This is a genomic window from Oceanobacillus sp. FSL W7-1281 (genome assembly GCF_037969835.1).
Lineage (GTDB): Bacteria > Bacillota > Bacilli > Bacillales > Amphibacillaceae > Oceanobacillus > Oceanobacillus oncorhynchi.
Genome location: NZ_CP150214.1, coordinates 3,934,892 through 3,958,106 on the forward strand (window position 1 = coordinate 3,934,892; position 23,215 = coordinate 3,958,106).

Here is a 23,215-nt window from a genome sequence, read left to right on the forward strand (position 1 = left end):
ATGGCACCTACTTACGAAATAACCGGGAAAACCATGGCGATATTACCAGGAACAACATCCGAAGTCGCATCAAAAGTCCTTGAATCAGATAATGAACATATGCTTACTTTCGAAGAAAAACCCTTTGAAATCATTGAGCAGAACTGCATAAAAAATCTGTCTTCTTATGCTGGAAGAAGAGCTTCTGTTCTTCATTACACAAGTTATACACAAAAAACCCCTGTCCCCGTCAGCGTTGCCCGGGGAATTATTGTATTTCCGACGCAGGGGCTTTCCAATAAAAAGTGTGCATGGATTTTTTACCATCATGTTTCCAAAATTGTGAAGAAAAGCGATGGAAGTGATATTATATTCAAAGATGGCACAACGTTATTTTTAAAAATCTCTAAAAAGCAATTAAATAACCAACTTTCGCGCTGCAAGCGGCTAAATGGAATCATTGAAAACATCGAAGAAAACGGGGTGCCGCCTTCAGAGGATCCATCTGAAGCATTAGGCAGGATTCTTAGTACGCTGATTCAAAAAGGACCTGTTGAGCCTCAGAAGTAAGCGTGACGTTTTTTAACAATCTCACAGCAAGACAATCACTCACAGGAATCATTCTTCTGAGTTTTTCACCTCATAAGTCTGGTTGCTCTTGTTCTGTGTATTGTTTGATATTTTCTAAATCAGCACGTTCACCATAGGAAATTACACCGATATATCCCAGCCCTCATAACAAGAATATCCTCTCCTTATCTCCTCTATAAAAAGTTTCATTCCTTTCAACTTATTAGTAAACCACCACAAAAACGCTCCTCCCTCCAGATCAAAGGAAAGAAGCGTTTTTACGTTCGTTATAAATAGAATAGCCTTGTCCAACAGATTAATTTTTCCAGCTGAATTAAAACCATAAAAAATGAAATAAATCACATCATCAATAAGCCTTAACCACACCGCCATCTATCAATAATGTCTGTCCGGTAACATACGTATTTCGATAGGAGCCTAAGAAGACGGCCGCATCTGCAAATTCCTCCGGCGTGCCGTATCGGCCGATCGGGATCGAGGCCTGGACTTTATTTTTCCAATCCTCTAATGCAACCTGATTCTTTTCCGCATTTTTCTCATCGAGGCTCCGTAACCGGTCCGTATCAATTTTTCCTGGTCCTACGATATTAATTAATATATCATTCGCCGCATAATCCCCTGCCAGCGATTTACAAAGAGCCTGGACACCGCTTCGAAAAATATTAGACAGCAGCAGCTCGCTGATTGGTTCTTTAATAGAAGTAGAGGCAATGTATAAGATCCTGCCCTGTCCATTCGCCTTCATCAAAGGAATCGCTTCTTTCATCGCCCGGACAGCACTCATCAAGGTTAACTCAAAAGCATCATACCAGTCCGTTTCCTCACTGGATTCAAAATCAATAACCGGCGGTCCTCCTGCATTGCTTACCAATACATCAAGCACGCCAAACTGTTCCTTCACAAAAGCAAATAAACGGTCGATATCTTCCTTTTTCGAAACATCCGTAACAAACGGAATTATTTCGCTGTCTGTCTGATTGGAAAGCTCAGCTGCTGTTTTTTTCAGAGTATCTTCATTTCTGCCGGTAATCATAACAGAAGCTCCTTCTTCCGCATACCTATTGGCAATTTCTCTGCCGATGCCTCTGCTGGATGCTAAAACAAGTACTTTTTTGTTCGTTAGTTTTAAATCCATTGAATATCGCTCCCTTTCGTTGTTATTCATCATGATATCATATATGGGGCAAGTTATAGAAGGATGAAGCAGGTATTCATTAAACGGGGAAAAGCCCATTTCTTATGTGAAATTAGCTTTGTCTGAAAAGCAAAAATATGTAATGGGAATCCAATTAATTGACAGTAAAAGTAAATACGCTTACACTAACAAATAAATAGTTAACCCTTTTAACTATTAAACCCCTTAAGTATTGGAGGTGGAAACTTATTAACGAGGAAAATAAAAATGAACTTTCCAAACTGCTTTCCACGATGGTTCATAAATTTATTATCGCTTATGGAAAAATACTGGACAGCGATATTTCCGGTTCGCAGGTTTATATCCTGGAAATTTTAACAGCTGAAGGTGCCCAGAAAAGCTCCGAGCTGTCAGAAAGAATCGGAATCAGCTTACCTGCTATTACGAACCTTACGAATAAACTGGTACAAAAAGGGTATATTGAGAGGAAAACATCGGAAAACGATCGGCGGATAACCCTAATGCAAATGACTCCCTTGGGTTCCGAGGTACTTGACCAAATCAATGAAAAGTATTTTACACTGACCGATTCCTTATGGAAAGATTTTTCGGATGAAGAACTAAGTGAACTACATGGATATTATAAAAAAATGGTAGATAATCTAAAAGAATATAAAATAGATAAGGAGAAATGATGTATGTCTGAAGCAGAACAAATTGCAGTCATTACAGGTGCAGGAAGCGGGATGGGACGCGCCTCAAGCCTTAAATTAACTGAGCAGGGCATGAAATTAGTCTTAGTTGACTTCAATGAACAAACCGGAGAAGAAACACTTCGCCTGGTGAAGGAACAAGGTGGAGAAGGCATTTTTGTCAAAGCGGATGTTTCCAAAAGTGAAGACGTTCAGAATTATGTACAAGAAGCCGTTAAAGCCTATGGCCGGATTGATGTCTTCTTTAACAATGCCGGAGTCATCCAAAAGCCTTATTTATTAGCAGATATCCCGGATGAAGAGTACGATCGCGTCGTTTCCGTCAACTTTAAAGGGGTATTCCTGGGAATGAAATATGTATTAAAAGTCATGGAAGAACAAGGTTCCGGTGTGATTATTAATACCTCGTCAAGCTCAGGCCTGCGTGTGGAACACAGCTTAGCAGCCTATTCTGCCAGCAAGCATGCCGTCGTCGGCTTGACTAAATCAGCAGCAAAAGAGTATGCCGATAAAGGGATCCGCGTCAATGCGATCTGTCCTGGCGGCGTGGAAACAAACCTGGTATCCGGGTTCCAAAAAACATGGGAGGAAACCGGAAACACACCGAAAATTGATTTTCCAGTCATCGGGCGCATGGCCGAATCAGACGAAGTCGCCAATGTAGTTGCTTTCTTAGCTTCTGCCGGCTCCAGCTATATGACCGGTTCCATTATTGCCGTTGATGGCGGTTTGACTTTATAGAGTATAGATTCCTATCCAACAAAGGAGCATGTTATTTATGGACAACGCCACCATGAAAAAAGCATTACACGCATATGTTGATGCTTTCAACGCAAACGATCTCGAACGTTTAATAGCTTTATTTTCGGATGAAGCAAGTGTGGAGGATCCTGTTGGCACACCGCCAAAAACAGGACGTAAAGAAGTGGAAGCATTTTACAAAGAAAGCATATCCGGCGCAAGCTTAGAACTATTGGCGCCGCCGCGCGGATCTTATCGTAACGCAGCAGCCATTACGTTTGCAGTCCACACAGAAAAGGAAGGCTAGCCAATCCGAATCGACGTCACCGATGTCATGACATTTGATTCCAACGGTAAAATTGCAACAATGCATGCCTATTGGGGGCCGGACGATATCCAGCAGCTTTAATACTGCAAGCTTCATGAAATGAAATAAAATAGATATCATTTCACAAGTCTATCTGGCAGGAGACGAGGAGTCAGTAAGCCTGCATGGACAAATTATATAACTTATAAAAAGGATGATTACAATGGGAAGATTAACAGGTAAAGTAGCAATTATCACCGGGGCAGCTAATGGGATGGGAGCTTCAGAAGCAAAGCTTTTTGCACAAGAAGGAGCAAAAGTAATCGCAACAGATATTAACGATAACGTACTGCAAGAGGTAATCAACGAAATTAAAGAAAATGGCGGAGATGCCATCGGCTTAAAACATAATGTGACATCAGAGGACGAATGGAAACAGGTTATCCAGGAAGCTGTAACACATTATGGAAAAATTGATGTGCTCGTAAACAACGCAGGTGTATCCAGTCCGAAAACCATCGCACAGATGGAGATGGACGAATGGAATAAAGTCATGGATATCAATTTAAACGGCTGTGTTATCGGGATGAAATACGTTATTCCGGAAATGCAAAAAGCCGGCGGCGGCTCCCTGATTAATATTTCCTCTATCGGAGGCATTGTTGGGATGGCTGGTTCAAGTCCATACACTGCTGCTAAAGGCGCTTTACGATCTCTATCAAAATCTGCTGCTGTAGAATATGGCAAAGATAAAATCCGCGTCAATTCCGTTCACCCTGGCATAATTGAAACACCTATGACAGCAGATTCCTTTGCGGATGCAACCCCTTATTATCAAACATTCACCCAGCTTCCTTACTTCGGAAATCCGGAAGATGTGGCATATGGCGTGCTGTTCCTTGCATCGGATGAATCACGCTTTATGACTGGAGCTGAACTGGTTATTGACGGCGGCTGGACTGCACTTTAATAAAGTTTAGTATTTGCAGGCAAGAAGTTTTCAACTAGAAAAAACACCCTCTTTATATGGAAGATTTGATTTTTCGAGAATCACATTCCGTATAGAGAGGGTGTTTTTCTTTAGGCGGATGAAGAGTGCTTCAAAGAAGATAAATACAAAGACTACCAAAGACGCGTTATCTGATTTGGTGTACGAAAGTTGAAATAGATGCTGCTTGTTCATCATTAATTTGATTACCTCTCATGGATAGCTCTGACTCCAATACATTTGCTAATTTTAATAGTTTGATTAATTTAGGGGCATCTTTTCCGCTTTCCATCCGACTGATTGTTTTTTATTTACATATGTATCGTATCTGATTATATAACTGGGGACATTATATTAAATAGGACGATCTCGGTAATTTTAATATAATGTCCCCACGGTATTTATCTTTTAATATTAATTATGAAATTACTTTTCATCCAACCCAGCTAAGATTTACGGCCAGTTATAAGTCGATAAATCAGGATGATTAAAGCCACAACTAATAGGATATGCACAAGGTTTCCAGCGATGTCTCCGATGAATCCAAGTAACCATAAAACTAGAATAACGATGATAATAGTCCAAAGCATAGTCTGACCTCCTCCTTTCTTCTTTCAAAGCTATTCCCTTTTCTTATTTTTGGTAAACAAAAATGTCATTTTTTAAATGGGAGGTCAAACAGCCCGTAACGGACTGATAGGTTCGACTAAAACAAAGTAACCAAGATAAGTAACATAAATATAAACATTAAATAATTAACCGAATATAAGAAATTCCATTGCGCCCATTTTCGAACATCCTTCATCCAAAATCCAGCAAGCGCTAATATAATCCAGCTAACGTTAAGAATGGCAGCAATAACGATAAAGAGAGCTCCTAATTGTGCTATAAGAAATGGTAACGGCAGCAGGCAGGTGACATATACAAGCATTTGCCTTTTTGTCATTTCAAATCCATATACTACAGGGAGCATCGGAACTCCTGCCGCACGATACTCCTCACTTCTTTTTATTGCGATAGCAAAGGTGTGTGGAATTTGCCAAATAAATAGGAATAAGAAAATCGTCAAAGGAACCGGATGAATCGCCGAATCCACAACCGCCCAGCCAATCAGCGGCGTAACAGCCCCAGAAATACTGCCAATAATCGTATTTAGCGTATATTTTCTTTTCGTCCACATTGTATATAAAACAACATACGTAAACCAGCCGATAAATGCATATAAAGTGGTTTCCAAGTTAACAGCAAGAAGGAGGATAAATCCCAACGCAGTTGTACCAATACCAAGTGTTAATACTTGTTTGTCCGTAAAATGTCCTGTTACCGTCGGCCGCTTTTTCGTTCTCTCCATTTTGGAATCAATATCGGCATCAAACCAATTATTTATAATCAAAGCTCCGGCCATCACGAAAGTCGATCCAATGAGAGCAAGTATAAAGAGAAACCAATAATTATAGAATCTGGCATTTGTTATATAAATAGCCAACACAAAGCCTGTTATTACCGGAAGAACATTTGCGGCTAGTACATTAAATTTTATAAGTAACTTAATATCATTTAAGAAATCAGATTGTTTTTTTCGTTCCATCATTCATCACCCTTTTAAACGTATTCCACCTTTATATTCCGGGTTCCTTTTACTGCCTATATTGAATTTAATAGTAGCTTAAGCTAAACTTATTATGAAATCTAAAAGAAAAGTCAGGTGACGAACATGGCAAATTTCACTCATTTTAATGACGATGGACGAGCAAAAATGGTCGATATTTCTAACAAAAATGAAACAGCTCGAAAAGCCATTGCAAGATCCAGTATACAGATGAATCAAATCGTTTATGAAAATATTACACAGCAAAAAATTAAAAAAGGAGATGTATTGTCCGTTGCCCAGGTTGCAGGAATTATGGCGGCGAAACAAACTTCCTCTTTAATTCCAATGTGTCACCCAATTCCTATTAGCGGCGTTGATTTATCTTTTGAATGGGTTCATACGGATAAGGAAATGTATGAGCTTCTCATCGATGCTGAGGTAAAAACAGCGGGAAGTACCGGGGTCGAAATGGAGGCATTAACCGCCGCTTCCGTAACCGCATTGACCGTTTACGATATGTGCAAAGCAGTAGACAAAAGCATGGTTATCGGCCAAACCTACTTACTTGAAAAAAGCGGCGGTAAAAGCGGAGATTATAAAAGATAATGCAGAGGAGAACTCCGCTTTCCTTTTTCCCTATTCGTAAAGATGATTATTTACTCCAATCCATAGAGCCTGTATTGCCAGCTCACGGGCTCTGCCAGCGTTTTAATCATTTGGTTTCATTCGATTAATGATTAACAGCAGTAAAAAAGATAAACCAATGCTAATTAAAACATAATACCAAGCAAGTGTTGTTTCTCCTGTTTCTATTGCCAAATAAATCGCGGTTGGGATGGTTTGCGTTTTTCCAGGTATATTTCCAGCAAACATCAATGTGGCACCGAACTCTCCAAATCCCCTTGTAAATCCAAGCACCGCACCTGTAGTAAGGGAACGATACGACAGCGGAAGGATTACCTTTATAAGCGCAGCCCAATCTCCCGCACCATCCACTTTCGCAGCCCCTACGATATCCTTATCAACCGCTAAAAATCCTGTTTTGATGGATTGATAGATTAATGGAAAGGCGACAACGATTGCTGCAATGATTGCTGCTGTCGATGTAAACAATATACTCTTGCCAGCTATACCCTCTATGAATTGACCAATCCAGCTATTTGTACCGAATATCATAATAAGAAAAAAGCCTACAACTGTCGGCGGCAGCACCAATGGCAGAAAAAAGACTGTCTCTATGATCGCCTTCCCTTTTCTATCTTTACGAATGATCCAAAAAGCAGATAAAATGGTTAAAAGAAATGCAATTACAGTTGCGATGGTTGCTACATAAAATGATAATTGAACAGGATGCCATGACCATTGCATGCTACTCACCTACTCCACTGGTTGAAATCCATTATTTTCAAATACTTCATTAGCTGCTTCACTAGATATAAATTGGTAGAAAGCATCTTTTGCCTGCTCCACGCCTTCTTCCTTTTCCTCACTTTGAAGCGCAGCAATATAATACTCAATTGGAGAATGCAGGCTTGAATCAAAGGTTTGGACGACTGTTACATCTTTTTCGTCATTTACATCACTGGCATACACAATTCCAACGTCTGCAGCGCCTTCTTTTACCAACGTAAGCACCTGCGTAACATCTTTCGTATATATAAGCCGGCTCTGCTCTTCCAGCTGCTCCCACAGGCCTGAATTTTGGAGCGCTTTTTCTGCATAGGAACCTGCCGGAACTGCATCTGGTGTGCCGATTGCCATTACCTCATCTCCTGCCATAAAATCATCCAGAGAGGCTGTATCCCCTTCTTTGGGTTTGATTAGAACGAGTTGATTTGTAAGTATTGCTTTTCCATTATCCACGCTGTCTTGATCAGCTAATTTTTCATAGTCAATACTTGACGCAGAAAGAAAAATATCAACCGGAGCTCCCTGTTCAATTTGTTTTCGTAATGAACCAGAACCGCCATAGTTATAAGAAATGTGAATGTCAGGATATTCCTCTTCAAACATTTCCGTCAGTTCTGTTAAACTCTCTGTCATACTTGCAGCAGCAGAAATCGTTAATTCGGTTTCACTTCCACCCTCTTGAGAGCATCCTCCAGCAAGCAAAATTAAAATAACAATAAAAATAGAATACTTTCTCATAATGAAACATCCTTCTTATCTGTGTTCTAAGTCCTTATGGATTTCTCTGACCATATGTCCAACTTCCGGCAATATGATTTTTTCCATTGCTAATGATACCGCACCAGTTGACCCCGGAATGGAAAAAATAACGCAATGGTTACAAACCCCGCAAACCGCTCTCGATAAGATACTGGCTGTCCCAATATCATAGTGAAAACTCAAATGTCTGAACAGTTCCCCAAAACCGGGTAGCTGTTTTTCAAATAAAGGCTCGATCGATTCAATAGTGACATCTCGATGGGATATGCCTGTCCCGCCATTTACAATAACCGCCTCGATTTCCCCGCTGAAAACCGCTGTTTCTACTGTCTTCCGAATATGATCCTCATCATCTGGTATGATTTCGTAAAAGTTCACTTGATGTTCACGATTTGTTAACAAATCAATGATTTTCTTTCCACTTTTATCGGTTTCTTTTGTCCTTGTATCACTAACTGTGATAACAGCACACGAAATATGTTTAGCAGCATGTTTTCGATGCGTTGTCAGCATTTTAACCCACCTCTAATTATTTTCATTTTTTGGACCAGCAATCCACTTATCATAATCCTCCCGCAGATTAATATTATAAAAGCATTTTTCCTCTTTCATCGGGATATACCTTACGTTTAAATTCTCCAGTAATCGATGAACGGATAATATCTCTTTTTGAAGCTGATCCAAGATAACTTCTTTTACGCTATGATGATAAATAGAAATAAGCGGTTGGATTTCTCCTGAAACTACTGGCACGACCGCATCTATATTTTCTTTTTTATAGGATAATAACGTATGGAAAATAGCCGTATTTATAAACGGCACATCGATTGGTGCCGTCATATACCAATCTGCTGACAGATATTCCATTCCCGTATATATCCCAGCTAGCGGACCTGCTCCTTTAACATACTTGTTATCTGTTATGATTGCTAAATCATCTGCCTCCTCATCGAATAATGCTTTCAGCTCTGTATTGGTTATCACCACAATGGAGTCCGTGATTTCCCTCAATGAATCAACAGAATATTGATAGAAGTATTTCTCATTCATCCGAAGAAAAGCCTTCGGACTGCCAAACCTTCTCGATTGCCCCCCTGCTAGCAGAAGACCAGCTATATTTCCCATACAATACACCTCCTTGTAGTAAAGTGAAACTTCCTTCAGTGGGGATTTTCTTTTATCTCCCACTGAAGGTTAGTTGAACCAATCGGGCCGTTACTGGCTGTTAGATCTCCCACTTAGAAATAATACGTTTCCTTCATTTCTTGAAGTGGGAGTCTTATAGCCAGTTACACTGCGGTAAATTTCACAAATTCGTAACGGAAAGAAAACCAACTCAAAGATACGAGTGTTAAAATAGAAATAAGATGTTGCATCCATAAAGGAGTTGACTGCTATGCAAACGAGCGCATTATTACAATCAAAAACAGGAAAAGACAGCATTTCAGAAGAGCTTAGAGCAGTTTTACATTCAATCGGCACGGTAAAAAATATGGAAAAACACATGTATCTCTTTCATGAAGGCACAGAATCAGAACAAATATTTATTATTAAATCCGGACTGGTCCAAGTTTCCAAATTAACAGCAGACGGGAAAGAAATGATTCTTCGTATTTGCAAACAGCAGGATATTATTGGCGAGTTGACAATTTTTAGTGATGATTCCAGATATATGCTGAGTGCTAAAATTATTGATAGCGGCGAAGTATTAGTTATTCAAAAAGATCAATTAGAAAAAGCATTAATGTCAAACCCGCATTTAACATTTGAATATTTAAAATGGACGAGCAGCCATATGCGTAAATACCAATCCAAAATTAGAGATTTATTGTTGAACGGAAAAAAAGGTGCATTATATTCAACCATCATCCGTCTTTCGAATAGTTACGGCATAAACAAAAAAGATGGCATACTAATCGATTTGGTCCTCACCAATCAAGAATTAGCTAAGTTTTGCGCTGCGACCCGGGAAAGCGTTAACCGGATGCTCGTCGATTTAAGAAAACGTGATATTATATCTATGGATAAGTCTGGCCGTATTTTTATCAAAGACATCGATTATTTACGAGACCAAATTGGCTGTGAAAACTGCCCAATTGAAATATGCAATATCAATTAGATGGTGCACTATTTATGCTTTCTTTTTTAACTGTTCCTCTAACCACTTGCAAATTCCGTTATAATCATGTTGCTGAAAAACTGGAAATGGATAAGCATTTTTTTCAAGGGCTACTCGAGCGATGATAGCTTTTACGTTTTTCACTTTATCTAATAGTTCAAGATCTTTTTCATCGCTTATGAGTACCACCTTTGGAAAGGAGTATGCTTTAAATCCCTCTATAATCAATAGATTTATTTGCATCCATTCATAAATTTGAATCATTTCATCCAATGTCCAACTTCCCTTGGACAGCTGAAATACACCGTCTCCTTCTACTCCAGAAATAAACGCTCCTGCTTGTTTATGTTTTTCACTGTCTGTATCGGATATTCCCTCTGGAACACCGCCATGACCATGATGCTTTAAAGAGGCAGTCCGGAACCCTTTTTTAGCTGCATGTTCGATCAATTTGCATGCAAGCGTTGTTTTCCCGCTGTTTTTATATCCTACAACCTGAATAATATCCATTTACCCACCACTGACTGGCGGGATAAAAGCAACAGTGTCTCCAGATTTCACGATATCATCCTCCATTGCATATTCCTCATTTACTGCCGTCATGACGTGTTCGATTTCGAATAATCCAAATGCTGTTTTAAGCTGCTCTTTTAACGCTTTAATCGTTATGGAATCACATTCATACACTAAACTATCTTTTCCCATTTTTTCCTGTAAGTCTGCAAAAAGTAAAATACGAATCATTTCTTCACATCCTTTACATCCGGACTTCCCTCCGGATAAGCAACCTTTTCTAATTGATCCCCTATCCAGGTCTCTCCGTCCTCCCAATGTTCTTTTTTCCAAATAGGCACCATTTGTTTAATTCTTTCTATCGCATATTCATTTGCTTCATAGGCTGCCTTTCGATGCAGAGAGGAAACACAGATAACCACAGCGATATCTGAAATATCCAACTCGCCAATTCGATGGGTAATAGCAGCTTTTGAGTTTGGCCATTTCTCTTCTATTTCTGCACCAATTTTTTGCAGCATTTTTACAGCCATCGGTTGATATGCTTGATATTTTAAATACATGGTACGTTTCCCGTTTGTCCACTCGCGTACGGTACCAATGAAAGTATTGATTGCTCCCGCTTCTCTGCGCTCCACTTTCTTGATAATTTCCTCTACTTCTATTGGATCCTCAACAATCTCGTATAATGAATCAACCATCGTTTCTCTGATCCTTTCTGGAATGGATATCTTTATCCAAAAACGATTCCATCGTTATTCCTTCTTGGTCTTCTAATAAAATGACGGATACATCCATGCCGGCTTCGTATCCTCTGGTCCCTCCCGGAAGCAGAATGAGAATATTGGCTTCCGCTAAAGAGGAAACAACATTTGACTTATCCAGCCCAACTGGTGTGGCGACTAAACAGCCATGCTGATAGCTTACATATCCTCTTACAAAACGATCAAATGGATTGGGCTTCAGAAAATCCGCCCCAAGCTTTGCTGTTTCTTTCTTTAAAAATGGATAGCTGCTATGCAAATATGTCCGGATAGCGGGCCGGGTATACAGTTCAAAACCGACATAGCATGCGGATGGGTTGCCGGATAGGCCATATAATAATTTCCCGTCCTTTTCAGCTGCCGTTGTCACACTGCCAGGTCTCATTTTGATTTTATTGAATAAAACATTGCACTCAAGCTTGGCATAAATAGCTGGTAAATAATCATAATCACCAACAGACACTCCGCCAGTAGTGATCAGCATATCCACCTCGTCGACAGCATCCTTCACTTGGTTATAGCACACGTCAAAATCATCACTAAATTGTCCAAAGTACAGTGCTTCTCCACCTGCTCGAGTAATTTGCGATTGAATCATATAGGCATTACTGTTCCGAATTTTCCCCGGCTCCAAAGCTTCATCTACCTCTAATAATTCACTGCCAGTTGCAATCACTCCAATCTTGGGCTTCTTGGCGGCTGGTACGTTTTTATAACCAAATGTTGCAAGCAATGCTACAATTCCAGGGGTGATATAGGTTCCTTTTTGGGTAAGTATGCTTCCTTTTTGAGTGTCCTCCCCCATAAAGGAAATGTTGGTTCCTGCTTTGATATTTCTTTTTATCTGGATATATTTTTTTCCGTTTCTCTCTATCTCATTTACCTCTTCAAGCATTACGACCGCATCACAGCCATCAGGGATCTGGGCCCCTGTCATAATCCGAACTGCTTCTTCTGCTGTTACCGGACGTTCAAAGACACTCCCTGCACCAATTTCTCCTGCTACCTCCAGTTCAACTGGATGATTACGGGAAGTATGATCCGTATCTGCTGCACGTATCGCAAAACCATCATAGGGAGAGCGGTCGAATGGCGGTACATGGTGGTCAGCAATTAAATCTTCTCCCAAAAAACGGCCATAGCTTTCTTCGATTGGAATGTATTCGACGCTTCCTGCCTTTGCAAAATGCATCGTACGTGTGATAGCTTCCTTTACGTTAATCGGTTTTCTTCTTTCTACCATAGCGATTCACCTTCATCCTGCTAATTGATAATAGATACTTTTGGCCTTTTCAATTGAATTCGTTCCATGGATCAGCGTTCTTCCATCTTGAAAGAAAACCAGACGATAGGTCTCGTATTCCACGGATATTAAAAAATCATTGGCCTTTACAGCTCCAATTCTTTTTAACCGTTCCTTCAATAATTGAAAATCAGGCGCTTGGGAGGCTCTGATTTGAACGGTATTTCTGCCGCAGAGTACCTCTGATTTTGTACGGCGTTGATAATTTAACGATGGATAGCTTGGATTTTCCCCGCATGAAGGACAAGTCTGTTTCTTCGCCCGCTCCACTTTCATGGTATGATACTGATTATTCCACAAATCAAAAGTGAGAAGGGACGTACGAAGAGCCGCTTGATCCTCCACCAGAATTTTCAACGCTTCTGTCGTTTGATGGGCGACCACCATCTGTACAGCTGGTGAGATAATCCCTGCAGAATCACAGGTTGCACCGTTGACAGGAATGGCATCGAGTAAACAACGGAGACAAGGAGATTCATTTGGAAAAATAGTGTAGCTCATTCCTGTACTGCCAACACAGGACCCAAATATCCATGGTATCGAAGCTTTCTGCAATAAATCATTCAGCATAAAACGGGTATCAAAATTATCCGTCGCATCCATAACTAAATCGATTCCTCGTAATAAAGGCAGTAAAGTGATTGCATCAGCATCCATCACATAGGCTTCTATCTCCACCTCTGAATTGATTTCATGTAATCTTGCTTTAGCCGCAACAGCTTTTGGAATTTGATTTTCCACGTCCGCTTCCGTATAGAGCTGCTGCCTTTGAAGATTACTCCATTCCACATAATCCCGATCAACAAGTATCAACTCTCCGATGCCTGCCCGAGCCAGGTTTTCCGCATTTGCTGAACCAAGTGCCCCGCACCCAATAATCAGTACACGCTTCTCCGTGATTTTTCTTTGTCCCTCTTCCCCAATAGGCATAAATAACATTTGCCGGGAATATCGCTCCATCTTTATCACTTTCCTTTAACCGCCAATGTAAGACATTTCAACTTTACTTCTGTTTTTCGCTGATTCTTCGGTTCGTTCATCGGAATAGCGATCTGTCCGATGATTCCATATGTGAACAACTTCATCCTTGATTTTTTCATCACTCATGCCGGAACGCAGCATTTCTCTGAAATCAACGCCCTTCTCTGCAAACAAACAGGTATACATTTTTCCATCTGCAGCAATCCTTGCTCTTGTACAAGTGGAACAGAAGGATTCTGACACGGATGTGATAAATCCAACCTCTGCACTCGTGTCCCGGTAACGGTATCGCTGGGCAACTTCACCGAGGTATGCTGGTTCCACAGGCTCCAGATCAAAATGTTGCTTTAGTTCCTCGAAGATTTGTTTCTTTGTGATGACCTTGCTAAAATCCCAGCCGTTTGACTGGCCGACATCCATAAATTCGATATATCTCAGCGCAATTCCCTGCTCTTTAAAATAGGCGGCCATCGGAATAATTTCTTGATCATTCATTCCTTTTTTTACAACCATATTCACTTTTACTTCCAGGCCTGCTTCTTTCGCTTTCTCAATTCCTTTTAAGACACGCTCCGGTTTGACCCCACTATCATTTATTGATTGAAATAATTCTTCATTTAATGCATCTAAACTGACATTGACACGCTGGAGACCGGCGTCTTTTAACCGCTCTGCCATATGTCCCAATAACGAACCATTTGTCGTTAAACCGATATCTTCTAACCCATCAATTTCTGTTAATCTTTTTATTAAATTGGGTAAATCTCTTCGTAAAAGAGGCTCTCCCCCAGTTAATCTTATTTTTCGAACACCCAAACCGACATAAATTTTGGCTATGCGTTCGATTTCCTCAAAGCTTAATAGCTGCTCTCTTGGCATAAAGACAAAATCCTTGCCAAAAATCTCTTTCGGCATACAATACGTACATCTAAAATTACAACGATCGATTACGGAAATCCGAAGATCCTTCAGCGGGCGGCCCAATTTATCTGTTATAACGGACACGTTGGCTCCCTCCTTTTATCTATCATAGGGCAAGTTTACATGATTCGATTCGAAGAGGTTGTGAAAAACATCACTCATGTGTATATTTGTACATATTTATTTTTCAATAGATGAAGTTATTGGTTCTTATTCGTCAGCTGTACAAATTTTTCTTCATATACTTTTCTTTTCTCTGGCTGGTCATTTCTGCTGTAGAAGTCAATAATACCGGCTAATACTTCTTCCAGCAGTTCTTGATTAGGCGTTTTTTCGATTTGTTTAAACCCTTTTTCATAGCATTGTTCCGCTTTCTTTCGATTAGGTTCTATCCTATTTTCATAACAGTATCCCAGCCGAATGAGAGTCAGGCCCTTTTCCTCTTTGCAATTGGATATGTTATCATAGATGGCCAAGGCTTCTTCGTACAGTTCAAAAGCTTTTTCAATTTGATTTTGGTCGATATAGTTAAACGCAAGCGCTTGCAGTGTATTTCCATACGCCATCGAGTTTTTACGGTCTTCCTTCTCCAGTCTTTCTAAAAACGCTGTAAAAACCGCTTCCGCTTTGTCATAGCTTTTCTCATCCGAATAAATTTTTCCTAATGCATATAGAAATTGCATACGAATTTTTGGAAAGGGACGAGATAACGTTAATCCTTCTTCTAAATATTCTTTTGCCTGGCTGATTTTAAACGTCCGAATAGAGATGGTTCCAATTTTTGAATAAATATAGACAATCATAAAATGATTTTTCTCATAAATCTTTATTAACTGCTCCAGCGCTTGTTTATAATAATTGATTGCTCTAGGGAAGTTCCCCATATTTTCATCAATTTCAGCTAGCATCAACACAGCTTTGGCTATGTCTAAAGGAACTTCCTCTGGTAACGACGCAAGCGTTTTGATTGCTTTCGTTATCACTTTTCTTGCTTCTTTTAAATCGATATAGAAGTTTATTTCACCGATTTTTAAGAGTTCTCTCGCTTCGGAAAACTGATCTTTTTCCTTCTTATGAGCATTCCAGATTTGCTGATGCAGCTCCAGGGCGTCCGCATAATTTTCAATCTGCACCAATACATCAGATAATGTATATTTAGCAGAAATTAGAACGGGGTGCGTTTCAGGCAGCGCTTCGCTGTAATAATGCAATGCTTTCTCATACTGTTTCATACCGCTTTCTATATTTTCTTCATGTATGGATACTTTGGCTAAACTGCTGTAAATCACGCCATATGTGTACGCATCCTGATAATGATTTGCATCCAGAAGAGCTAATAATTTTGCAAGCTCTATTCTTCCATTGGACTCCTGGCCATATTCTATTTCTAAATGAGCATAATCCAGATACGTATCAATAACCTCTTCTAACTGTTCTTTCTCGATATTTTTAGAAAGGCGAATAGCACTGCGGCTATACTCTCCGGCTTTGTCGTAATTTTTCACTTTACGATAATACTTACCTAAAGCACTTCGAACATAGAATTCCTCTGTTATGGAGAATTCTTTACCTCCCAGCCGATTTTCTAATGCTCTGACCGATTCTTTTACTTCATCTAGCTTTCCATTGATAATGTCTTCCTTTAATTCTTGATAACTAGATAAAGGAAATTCCACATTTGTCATCATAAACACTCACCACCTTAATTTATTATTGACTTTTTTGTAAGATGAGTAACTATGTCAAAGTTGTCAGGTTAATCCGACCGCTACGGAAAAACACTACGCTAGATAGTAGATTACATTCTTATTATTAAATGTAATATCTAATAAAAATTATCAACCTGACAACATGGATAACCATATTCTCATTGGTATAAATACTAACTAATAAATGATAGTCAAAAAGAGAGCATGTTTAAAAGCTCTCTTTGGTTGTATTTCTTGGGACACGTTTTTTGTAAATAACATAGCTTCTGCGTAAATAGCGTAATGGGAAACTAAAGGCGTGCACCAATCTGGTAAATGGCCAGATAACGTATAATGCGAACGTACAGTAAATGTGTATCTTAAACCAAATTGGGACGGATTGCATCAGCTCCGGCTGCAGGTTAAAAATAAATAATCCTCTTAACCATGGTGCAATGGTTGTTCGATAATCAAATCCCTGGGTATCTACATTGAATGAAGTTGCTATCAAACCGGACAGAAGTGCTAAAAGAACAAAAATCAAAGCTGCCCAATCACCGGGAGAAGTGGTCGCTTTAATGCGCTTTACACTGATTCTTCGATAGGTTAATAGAAGGATTCCTGCAAATGCCGCGATACCAGCAGGCACCCCGAAACCGATGGCAATCATATGGTATTGATGCTCCGTAATCCCTAAGGCATTATAGAAGCCTACCGGAATAATCAAGCCAAGAACATGTCCGCCAAACACGAATAGGAGCCCCCAGTGAAATAAAAGCGAACCAACTCGGAGCCGTTTTTTCTCCAAAAATTCACTTGATTTGGTTGTCCAGCCGAATTGATCCTTTTGATAGCGATAAATATGTCCTAAAATAAAAATCGTTAGTACAATATAAGGAAATACGCCCCATAATAATAGGTCCATCTGTTTCCCTCCTAAATGGCATCTTCTGTTACGACATGCAGTCCATGATTCTCCATCTGTATGAAAAGAGCCTCAAATAAGATATGATAAAAACTATTTTCTTTCTGCAGTTTCTTTTGGATTTCTGCAATCGCTTTTCCATGCATATCTAGTATCTCATTGCTTATTTCTACCGGGACCTGGGCACAAAACTCTAATAGAAGCGGTAAGTAATCCGGCAGTTCCTTATCTGTTACGTCAAACCCATGTACCTCATAATATTTTTTTAGTTTTAATAATTCCAGACCTCTTTCCCGCTGTTCTCCTAATTTCAAATACGTTACATACAGATTGGTTAATCTGCCGAAATCAAAATGGTTAATATAATGCGCCACCCAGTCATCCAGTGACAAACGGTCAACCTCATGAATAAATTGCTGCAGATTTTCTTTGACACCATCTGTTGATAGTTCTTCTATTTCCTCTCTTATTTCCGGCAAAATTTCTTTCATTTGTTGATTTGGATAGGTTAAAAGAAAAGAAATCAACTGATAGATTGATGGATTCATTGTCTTCACTCCTTATTTGAAACCAGGATTGGCAAAGCCTTGTTTACCAATCCTACCTTCTTATTGCAATACGCCACAGCTTCCTGGCCCGCCTGCGAAGTCCAAACCGCAAGCGCCTTGTTCTTCGTAAAGGTCGGCAACTTCTTCTCTATGGCTTCTAGGGATAACAAATCGATCATCATATTTCGCAATCGCTAATAAACGATACATTTCTTTAATTGCTTTTTCTGTTAAGCCAAGCTCTGTAATCAGATCGCTGTCAAAGTCCTTTCCTGTTTGTTCAGCCCGCATATAGCTGCGCATCACGGCCATTTTCTTAAGCACCTTACGAATATGATCGGTATCTCCAGCGGTTAACAAATTAGCAAGGTATTCGATAGGAATGCGCATGTCATCGATTGCCGGAAAAATGTCGGCAGTATCTGCGGTACTTCCTTTTCCTTCAATCATATTCATCACTGGGCTAAGTGGCGGCACATACCAGACCATCGGCATCGTTCTATATTCTGGATGCAGTGGTAAGGCAATTTTCCAGTCAATAATCATTTTGTACAGCGGTGATTTCTGTGCTGCTTCAATCCAATCCATTGGAATACCATCTTTTTTTGCTTGCTCAATTACTTCAGGATCATTTGGATCCAGAAAAATATCCAGCTGTGCATGATACAGATCCTTTTCGTCTTCCACAGATGCTGCTTCCAGTACTCGGTCCACGTCATACAGCATGATTCCGATATAACGAATCCGGCCAACACAAGTCTCTGAACAAATCGTCGGCTGGCCATTTTCAATTCTTGGATAACACATCGTACATTTTTCTGCTTTATTGGTTTGCCAGTTAAAATACACTTTTTTATACGGACAGGAAGTCGTACAGTGTCTCCAAGCACGGCATGCATTTTGATCGACAAGCACGATGCCATCTTCATCCCGTTTGTACATCGCACCTGATGGACAAGAAGAAACACATGGTGCATTAATGCAATGTTCACAAATACGCGGAAGATACATCATAAATACCTCTTCAAATTCCGTCTTAATAGACTCTTCCATCTGCACCACGTTGGGGTCACGCAGTCCGGTAATATGACCTCCAGCCAGATCATCCTCCCAGTTAGGTCCCCATTCTAAATCCATAAATTCTCCAGTGATTGCCGATTTTGCCCGGGCAACCGGCTGATGATTTTTTTCTGGGCTGTTGGTTAATGTTTCATAATCATAGTTCCACGGTTCATAATAATCATCCAGCTCTGGTTGGTGAGGGTTATAAAACAGGTTCATTAAACGATTGGTTTTGGAGCCTGATTTTAAACGTAATTCACCCTTGTGTAATTCCCAGCCGCCTTTATATTTCTCCTGGTCTTCCCATTGTTTTGGATAACCAATACCTGGTTTGGTCTCTACATTATTGAAGTACATATATTCAGCACCTGGGCGATTCGTCCATGTATTTTTACATGTCACACTGCACGTATGGCATCCAATACATTTATCCAAGTTCATGACCATCCCGACTTGCGCTTTAATCCTCAAGCCAATCCACCTCCTTCATTTTTCGTATGACCACATTTAAGTCACGCTGGTTTCCTGTTGGACCATAATAATTGAATCCGTAGCTTAATTGACCGTATCCGCCAATCATATGCGTTGGCTTTACATGGATTCTCGTTGGACTATTATGTGTACCGCCGCGATTCTTCGTTAAGTTTGTCCCCGGCGTATGGATATGACGATCCTGCGCATGGTGCATAAATGCCATGGTTCTAGGAATCCGGTGAGAAACAACTGCCCTTCCTACAACCACACCATTACGGTTGAAGCATTCGATCCAATCATTATCCTCCACATCAACCTCTGCCGCATCCTCGTTGTTCAGCCAAATCGTCGGCCCTCCACGGAACAGTGTCAGCATCGGCTGAGCATCAAAGTACATACTATGAATAGACCATTTATTATGCGGCGTTAAATAATTTAACGTAATTTCCTTTCCTTCCACTTCTGGTCGTTTTGAGCTGAAAGGTTTTTGATTCAAAATTGGCTTAAATATCGCAAAGGATTCTCCAAATTCCTTCATTGTTTCGTGATCAACAAAGTAAGATTGACGACCGGTAATGGTTCTAAATGGAATCATTCGTTCAATATTCGTCGTAAAAGGAGAATATCTTCTTCCACCCTTTTCCGAGCCGCTGAATGCAGGAGAAGTAATAACCGTCTTCGGCTGGGCGTTAATTTGTTCAAACGTAAATAATTCCTCTTCCCGCTCTTCCGCCAAATCCTTTAATTCGAGATTGGTTTTCTCTTCTAACGCTTCCCATGCTTTTACAGCGACCTTTCCATTGGTGGTAGAAGAAAGCATTAAAATGGCTTCACAAGCATCCTTCGCGTCAGTAATATCTGGATGACCATCTGCAATCGAACCATTATCAATCGTTCCAAAGGTATTTTTCGCCAGATTATATTCCTCTTTCATGGACCAGTTAATTCCTTTTTCTCCATAAGGCTTATTAACAATATTCGGACCGAGCGATGTCATTTTATGATAAAGGTTTTTATAATCCCGTTCGACCACATGAATTTGCGGCATTGTCTTTCCAGGAATCGGCTCGCATTCCCCTTTGGACCAATCCTTTATTTCTCCATAAGGCTGGGCCATTTCAGCTTTCGTATCATGATTTAACGGGGTAGCAACCACTTCCTTCATCGTATCCATATCGATTTCTTCCGCTAAATTGGAAACGCCTTTTGCCAATGATTTAAAAATATCCCAGTCTGATTTTGCTTCCCATGGAGAAGAAATAGCCGCATTGAACGGGTGCACAAATGGGTGCATATCTGTACTGGATAAATCATATTTTTCGTACCAGGTAGAAGCCGGTAAAATAACATCGGAATACAAAGCGGTTCCTGCCATACGGAAATCCAGATTGATAAGAAGGTCTACTTTACCTTCCGGGGCTTCTTCCCGCCATTTTATTTCCTCGGGACGAAGACTGTCTTCATCCGTATTGAGTACGCCATGGGAAGCACCAAGTAAATGCTTCAAGAAATATTCATGGCCTTTTCCAGAGCTGGAAATCAAGTTCGCTCTCCAGACAAATAAGTTTCTCGGAAAGTTTACGGGATTATCCGGGTCTTCAATTGCAAATTCCAAGTTTTTATCTTTTAATTGCCGGGCTACATAGTTTCCAATTTGTTCCGGTGTTTCATTTCCTGCTGCGTATGCTTCGTTGTATAAATCAATCCCATTTTTATTAAAGGTTGGGTACGACGGAAGCCAGCCTAAACGTGCTGCCAATACATTGTAATCTGCCGGATGATCATATCTTGCCTTATCAACCGTTGGACTTGCCAGCTCGTTAATTGATGTTTCTTCATAACGCCATTGGTCCGTTGCAAAATAGAAGAAAGAAGTACCATTTTGCAATCTTGCAGGTCCGCCCCAGTCTTTTGCTGATTGGACCGTTGTCCAGCCTTCTACAGGACGTAATTTTTCCTGGCCGACATAGTGTGCCCAGCCGCCGCCATTGACCCCTTGCGCTCCGACCATCAGAACAAGGTTAACAACAGCTCTGTAAATCGTATCGGAATGGTACCAATGGTTGATTCCGGCTCCCATAATAATCATGGAACGTCCCTTTGTATCAATGGCATTTTGAGCAAATTCACGAGCAATTTTAATCACTAAGTTGCGGTCCACTCCGGTAATCTGTTCCTGCCACGCAGGTGAAAACGGCGCAATCTCATCATAGGACGCAGCCGCTTCCTCGCCCAGTCCGCGGTCGATTCCGTAGTTGGCAAGCATTAAATCATACACCGTTGCAATATATTCTGTCTCGCCATTTATCTGGATTCGTTTTACAGGTACGGTACGAGGAAGTACTTTCTTTGTCTCTGCATCAAAGTACGGCATATCTACAGAAACGACTTCATCCTCCCTGTCAAGAAAACTTAAAACCGGCTCAATTTTTTCGTTGGTTCTTTCATCAAATAGTTTTAAATTCCAGTTTCCTTTTTCGTCCCAGCGAGATCCCATCGTGCCATGCGGGATGGAAAAATCCCCGGTAAGGTCGTTGTACATCGCTGGTTTCCATTCATTGTTCTCTGATTCTATTCCAAGGTCTTTTGCATGTAAAAAGCGATCCGCTGTGAACCTCCCATTTTCCTTTTTCAAACGTACGGAAAATGGGAAATCTGTATATTGCTTCGCGTAGTCTTCAAAATAAGGCGTTTTATTTTTATCATAAAATTCATTTAAAATAACATGCCCCATCGCCATCGCAACTGCGCCATCCGTGCCTTGTTTTACCGACAGCCAGTCATCCGAGAATTTAGTGGATTCTGCATAATCCGGACTTACCGAGATGACTTTGGTGCCTTTATACCTTGCTTCCACTAAAAAGTGCGCATCAGGTGTACGAGTTAATGGAACATTCGAACCCCAGGTAATAATATAGCTTGAATTAAACCAGTCAGAGCTTTCCGGCACATCTGTCTGGTCTCCCCAAATCTGTGGAGAAGCTGGCGGTAAGTCTGCATACCAATCATAGAAACTCAGCATTTGACCGCCGAGAAGGTGCATGAAACGGCTGCCTGATGCATAACTGATCATGGACATGGCAGGAATAGGAGAAAATCCAACATTTCGATCCGGTCCATATTTGATGGCAGTATACAGACAGGAGGCTGCAACCAGTTTGTTTACCTCTCCCCAATCTGCACGTGCGAGGCCGCCTTTTCCTCTTGCTTGTTTATAAGATGCCGCCTTTTCTTTATCTTCTACAATGCTTTTCCAAGCTTCTAATGGATTATCATGCGTTTGTAATGCCTCTCTCCATAGCGTGAGTAATTTTTTTCTTACATAAGGATATTTCACACGTAAAGGGCTATAAATGTACCACGAAAAACTGGCTCCTCTAGGGCAGCCGCGAGGTTCAAATTCTGGCATATCCGGACCAGTTGTCGGATAATCCAACGCTTGCCCTTCCCATGTCACGATGCCGTCTTTTACATAGATGTTCCAGCTGCATGATCCTGTGCAGTTAACCCCATGGGTAGAACGAATAACGGTGTCATGCTGCCACCTTCTTCTATAAACATTTTCCCAATCACGGTTTCCTTCTTGCAGTTGACTATGGTTATTGGAATATTTCTCTTTCGGCTTTAAGTAATTCAATCTTTGCCAAAGCGGAGATGGTTTCTTCGCCATCTAAATCCCTCCTAATGGAATTGCTAATCAATC

General features: G+C 40.5%; 25 protein-coding genes. 7 read left to right on the top strand and 18 right to left on the bottom strand.

All coding sequences use genetic code 11. The features are described from left to right. A complete protein-coding gene (locus MKX55_RS19310; protein ID WP_339234263.1) occupies positions 1 to 549 on the top strand; it encodes a competence protein ComK in 549 nt (182 codons plus the stop codon). 367 nt (positions 550 to 916) lie between these two features. On the opposite strand, the gene MKX55_RS19315 is transcribed toward MKX55_RS19310, so the two are convergent. Next, complete coding sequence (locus MKX55_RS19315; RefSeq protein ID WP_339234265.1) at positions 917 to 1,705, bottom strand: SDR family oxidoreductase; 789 nt, start codon at positions 1,703 to 1,705, stop codon at positions 917 to 919. A 293-nt stretch (positions 1,706 to 1,998) separates the two neighbouring features. On the opposite strand from MKX55_RS19315, the gene MKX55_RS19320 reads away from it, so the two are divergent. The 4 genes from MKX55_RS19320 (at position 1,999) to MKX55_RS19335 (ending at position 4,436) form a co-directional block, all read left to right on the top strand. Next, positions 1,999 to 2,400: a MarR family transcriptional regulator gene (locus MKX55_RS19320; protein WP_339179881.1), complete on the top strand. Its 402-nt coding sequence runs from the start codon at positions 1,999 to 2,001 to the stop codon at positions 2,398 to 2,400. Positions 2,401 to 2,403: 3 nt separating this feature from the next. Beyond that, positions 2,404 to 3,159, top strand: a complete 756-nt coding sequence (locus MKX55_RS19325; RefSeq protein WP_339179884.1) for a glucose 1-dehydrogenase — start codon at positions 2,404 to 2,406, stop codon at positions 3,157 to 3,159. A 37-nt stretch (positions 3,160 to 3,196) separates the two neighbouring features. Beyond that, positions 3,197 to 3,466 carry a ketosteroid isomerase family protein gene (locus tag MKX55_RS19330; RefSeq protein ID WP_339234267.1) on the top strand — a complete coding sequence of 90 codons (270 nt, stop codon included), beginning with the start codon at positions 3,197 to 3,199 and terminating at the stop codon, positions 3,464 to 3,466. Positions 3,467 to 3,689: 223 nt separating this feature from the next. After that, entirely contained in the window at positions 3,690 to 4,436 is a 747-nt protein-coding gene (locus tag MKX55_RS19335) for a glucose 1-dehydrogenase (RefSeq protein ID WP_339234270.1), read from the top strand. A 464-nt stretch (positions 4,437 to 4,900) separates the two neighbouring features. Here MKX55_RS19335 and MKX55_RS19340 read toward each other — a convergent pair whose 3' ends face one another. Beyond that, positions 4,901 to 5,044 carry a lmo0937 family membrane protein gene (locus MKX55_RS19340; protein ID WP_193064652.1) on the bottom strand — a complete coding sequence of 48 codons (144 nt, stop codon included), beginning with the start codon at positions 5,042 to 5,044 and terminating at the stop codon, positions 4,901 to 4,903. A gap of 116 nt (positions 5,045 to 5,160) precedes the next feature. Beyond that, positions 5,161 to 6,045, bottom strand: coding sequence for a heme o synthase (gene cyoE, locus MKX55_RS19345; protein WP_339234272.1), 885 nt, complete (start codon positions 6,043 to 6,045; stop codon positions 5,161 to 5,163). Between the two features lie 123 nt (positions 6,046 to 6,168). Here cyoE and moaC point away from each other — a divergent pair, with 123 nt between their 5' ends. Continuing rightward, entirely contained in the window at positions 6,169 to 6,651 is a 483-nt protein-coding gene (moaC, locus tag MKX55_RS19350) for a cyclic pyranopterin monophosphate synthase MoaC (RefSeq protein ID WP_339234274.1), read from the top strand. 102 nt (positions 6,652 to 6,753) lie between these two features. On the opposite strand, the gene modB is transcribed toward moaC, so the two are convergent. From modB to MKX55_RS19370, 4 genes are read right to left on the bottom strand one after another with little or no spacing between them, the layout of a single operon-like run. Continuing rightward, on the bottom strand, positions 6,754 to 7,413 hold the full coding sequence (gene modB / locus MKX55_RS19355) for a molybdate ABC transporter permease subunit (RefSeq protein ID WP_339234276.1): 660 nt from the start codon (positions 7,411 to 7,413) through the stop codon (positions 6,754 to 6,756). 9 nt (positions 7,414 to 7,422) lie between these two features. Next, complete coding sequence (modA, locus tag MKX55_RS19360) at positions 7,423 to 8,193, bottom strand: molybdate ABC transporter substrate-binding protein (RefSeq protein WP_339234278.1); 771 nt, start codon at positions 8,191 to 8,193, stop codon at positions 7,423 to 7,425. Between the two features lie 15 nt (positions 8,194 to 8,208). Beyond that, the gene (locus MKX55_RS19365) at positions 8,209 to 8,727 is read right to left on the bottom strand and encodes a MogA/MoaB family molybdenum cofactor biosynthesis protein (RefSeq protein ID WP_339179898.1); all 519 of its coding nucleotides are present in this window, start codon (positions 8,725 to 8,727) and stop codon (positions 8,209 to 8,211) included. 12 nt (positions 8,728 to 8,739) lie between these two features. After that, positions 8,740 to 9,339: a molybdenum cofactor guanylyltransferase gene (locus MKX55_RS19370; RefSeq protein WP_339179900.1), complete on the bottom strand. Its 600-nt coding sequence runs from the start codon at positions 9,337 to 9,339 to the stop codon at positions 8,740 to 8,742. 271 nt (positions 9,340 to 9,610) lie between these two features. Between MKX55_RS19370 and MKX55_RS19375 the strand changes: the two genes are divergently transcribed. Further along, entirely contained in the window at positions 9,611 to 10,333 is a 723-nt protein-coding gene (locus MKX55_RS19375) for a Crp/Fnr family transcriptional regulator (protein WP_339179903.1), read from the top strand. 12 nt (positions 10,334 to 10,345) lie between these two features. Here the strand turns inward: MKX55_RS19375 and mobB are convergent, their stop codons facing one another. The 11 genes from mobB to MKX55_RS19430 all read right to left on the bottom strand — a co-directional run bounded on the left by mobB (position 10,346) and on the right by MKX55_RS19430 (position 23,182). Then, positions 10,346 to 10,843: a molybdopterin-guanine dinucleotide biosynthesis protein B gene (mobB, locus tag MKX55_RS19380; RefSeq protein WP_339179905.1), complete on the bottom strand. Its 498-nt coding sequence runs from the start codon at positions 10,841 to 10,843 to the stop codon at positions 10,346 to 10,348. Continuing rightward, the gene (gene moaD, locus MKX55_RS19385) at positions 10,844 to 11,077 is read right to left on the bottom strand and encodes a molybdopterin converting factor subunit 1 (protein ID WP_339179907.1); all 234 of its coding nucleotides are present in this window, start codon (positions 11,075 to 11,077) and stop codon (positions 10,844 to 10,846) included. Beyond that, a complete protein-coding gene (locus MKX55_RS19390; protein WP_339234281.1) occupies positions 11,074 to 11,547 on the bottom strand; it encodes a molybdenum cofactor biosynthesis protein MoaE in 474 nt (157 codons plus the stop codon). The genes moaD and MKX55_RS19390 overlap by 4 nt, the downstream gene beginning before the upstream one ends. Further along, the gene (glp, locus tag MKX55_RS19395) at positions 11,540 to 12,853 is read right to left on the bottom strand and encodes a gephyrin-like molybdotransferase Glp (protein WP_339234283.1); all 1,314 of its coding nucleotides are present in this window, start codon (positions 12,851 to 12,853) and stop codon (positions 11,540 to 11,542) included. The genes MKX55_RS19390 and glp overlap by 8 nt, the downstream gene beginning before the upstream one ends. Before the next feature lie 12 nt (positions 12,854 to 12,865). Beyond that, a complete protein-coding gene (locus MKX55_RS19400; RefSeq protein WP_339179914.1) occupies positions 12,866 to 13,873 on the bottom strand; it encodes a MoeB/ThiF family adenylyltransferase in 1,008 nt (335 codons plus the stop codon). A gap of 15 nt (positions 13,874 to 13,888) precedes the next feature. Next, the gene (gene moaA / locus MKX55_RS19405; protein ID WP_339179916.1) at positions 13,889 to 14,899 is read right to left on the bottom strand and encodes a GTP 3',8-cyclase MoaA; all 1,011 of its coding nucleotides are present in this window, start codon (positions 14,897 to 14,899) and stop codon (positions 13,889 to 13,891) included. Positions 14,900 to 15,015: 116 nt separating this feature from the next. Beyond that, positions 15,016 to 16,503, bottom strand: coding sequence for a tetratricopeptide repeat protein (locus MKX55_RS19410; RefSeq protein ID WP_339234286.1), 1,488 nt, complete (start codon positions 16,501 to 16,503; stop codon positions 15,016 to 15,018). Positions 16,504 to 16,732: 229 nt separating this feature from the next. Next, positions 16,733 to 17,428 (bottom strand): respiratory nitrate reductase subunit gamma, encoded by a 696-nt coding sequence (narI, locus tag MKX55_RS19415; protein ID WP_339179921.1) that lies wholly within the window; start codon positions 17,426 to 17,428, stop codon positions 16,733 to 16,735. An 11-nt stretch (positions 17,429 to 17,439) separates the two neighbouring features. Next, complete coding sequence (narJ, locus tag MKX55_RS19420) at positions 17,440 to 17,976, bottom strand: nitrate reductase molybdenum cofactor assembly chaperone (protein ID WP_339234288.1); 537 nt, start codon at positions 17,974 to 17,976, stop codon at positions 17,440 to 17,442. Between the two features lie 60 nt (positions 17,977 to 18,036). Beyond that, positions 18,037 to 19,509 (bottom strand): nitrate reductase subunit beta, encoded by a 1,473-nt coding sequence (gene narH, locus MKX55_RS19425; RefSeq protein WP_339234290.1) that lies wholly within the window; start codon positions 19,507 to 19,509, stop codon positions 18,037 to 18,039. Continuing rightward, positions 19,499 to 23,182, bottom strand: coding sequence for a nitrate reductase subunit alpha (locus MKX55_RS19430; RefSeq protein WP_339234293.1), 3,684 nt, complete (start codon positions 23,180 to 23,182; stop codon positions 19,499 to 19,501). Before MKX55_RS19430 ends, narH begins: the two co-directional genes overlap by 11 nt. Between the last annotated feature and the right edge of the window lie 33 nt (positions 23,183 to 23,215).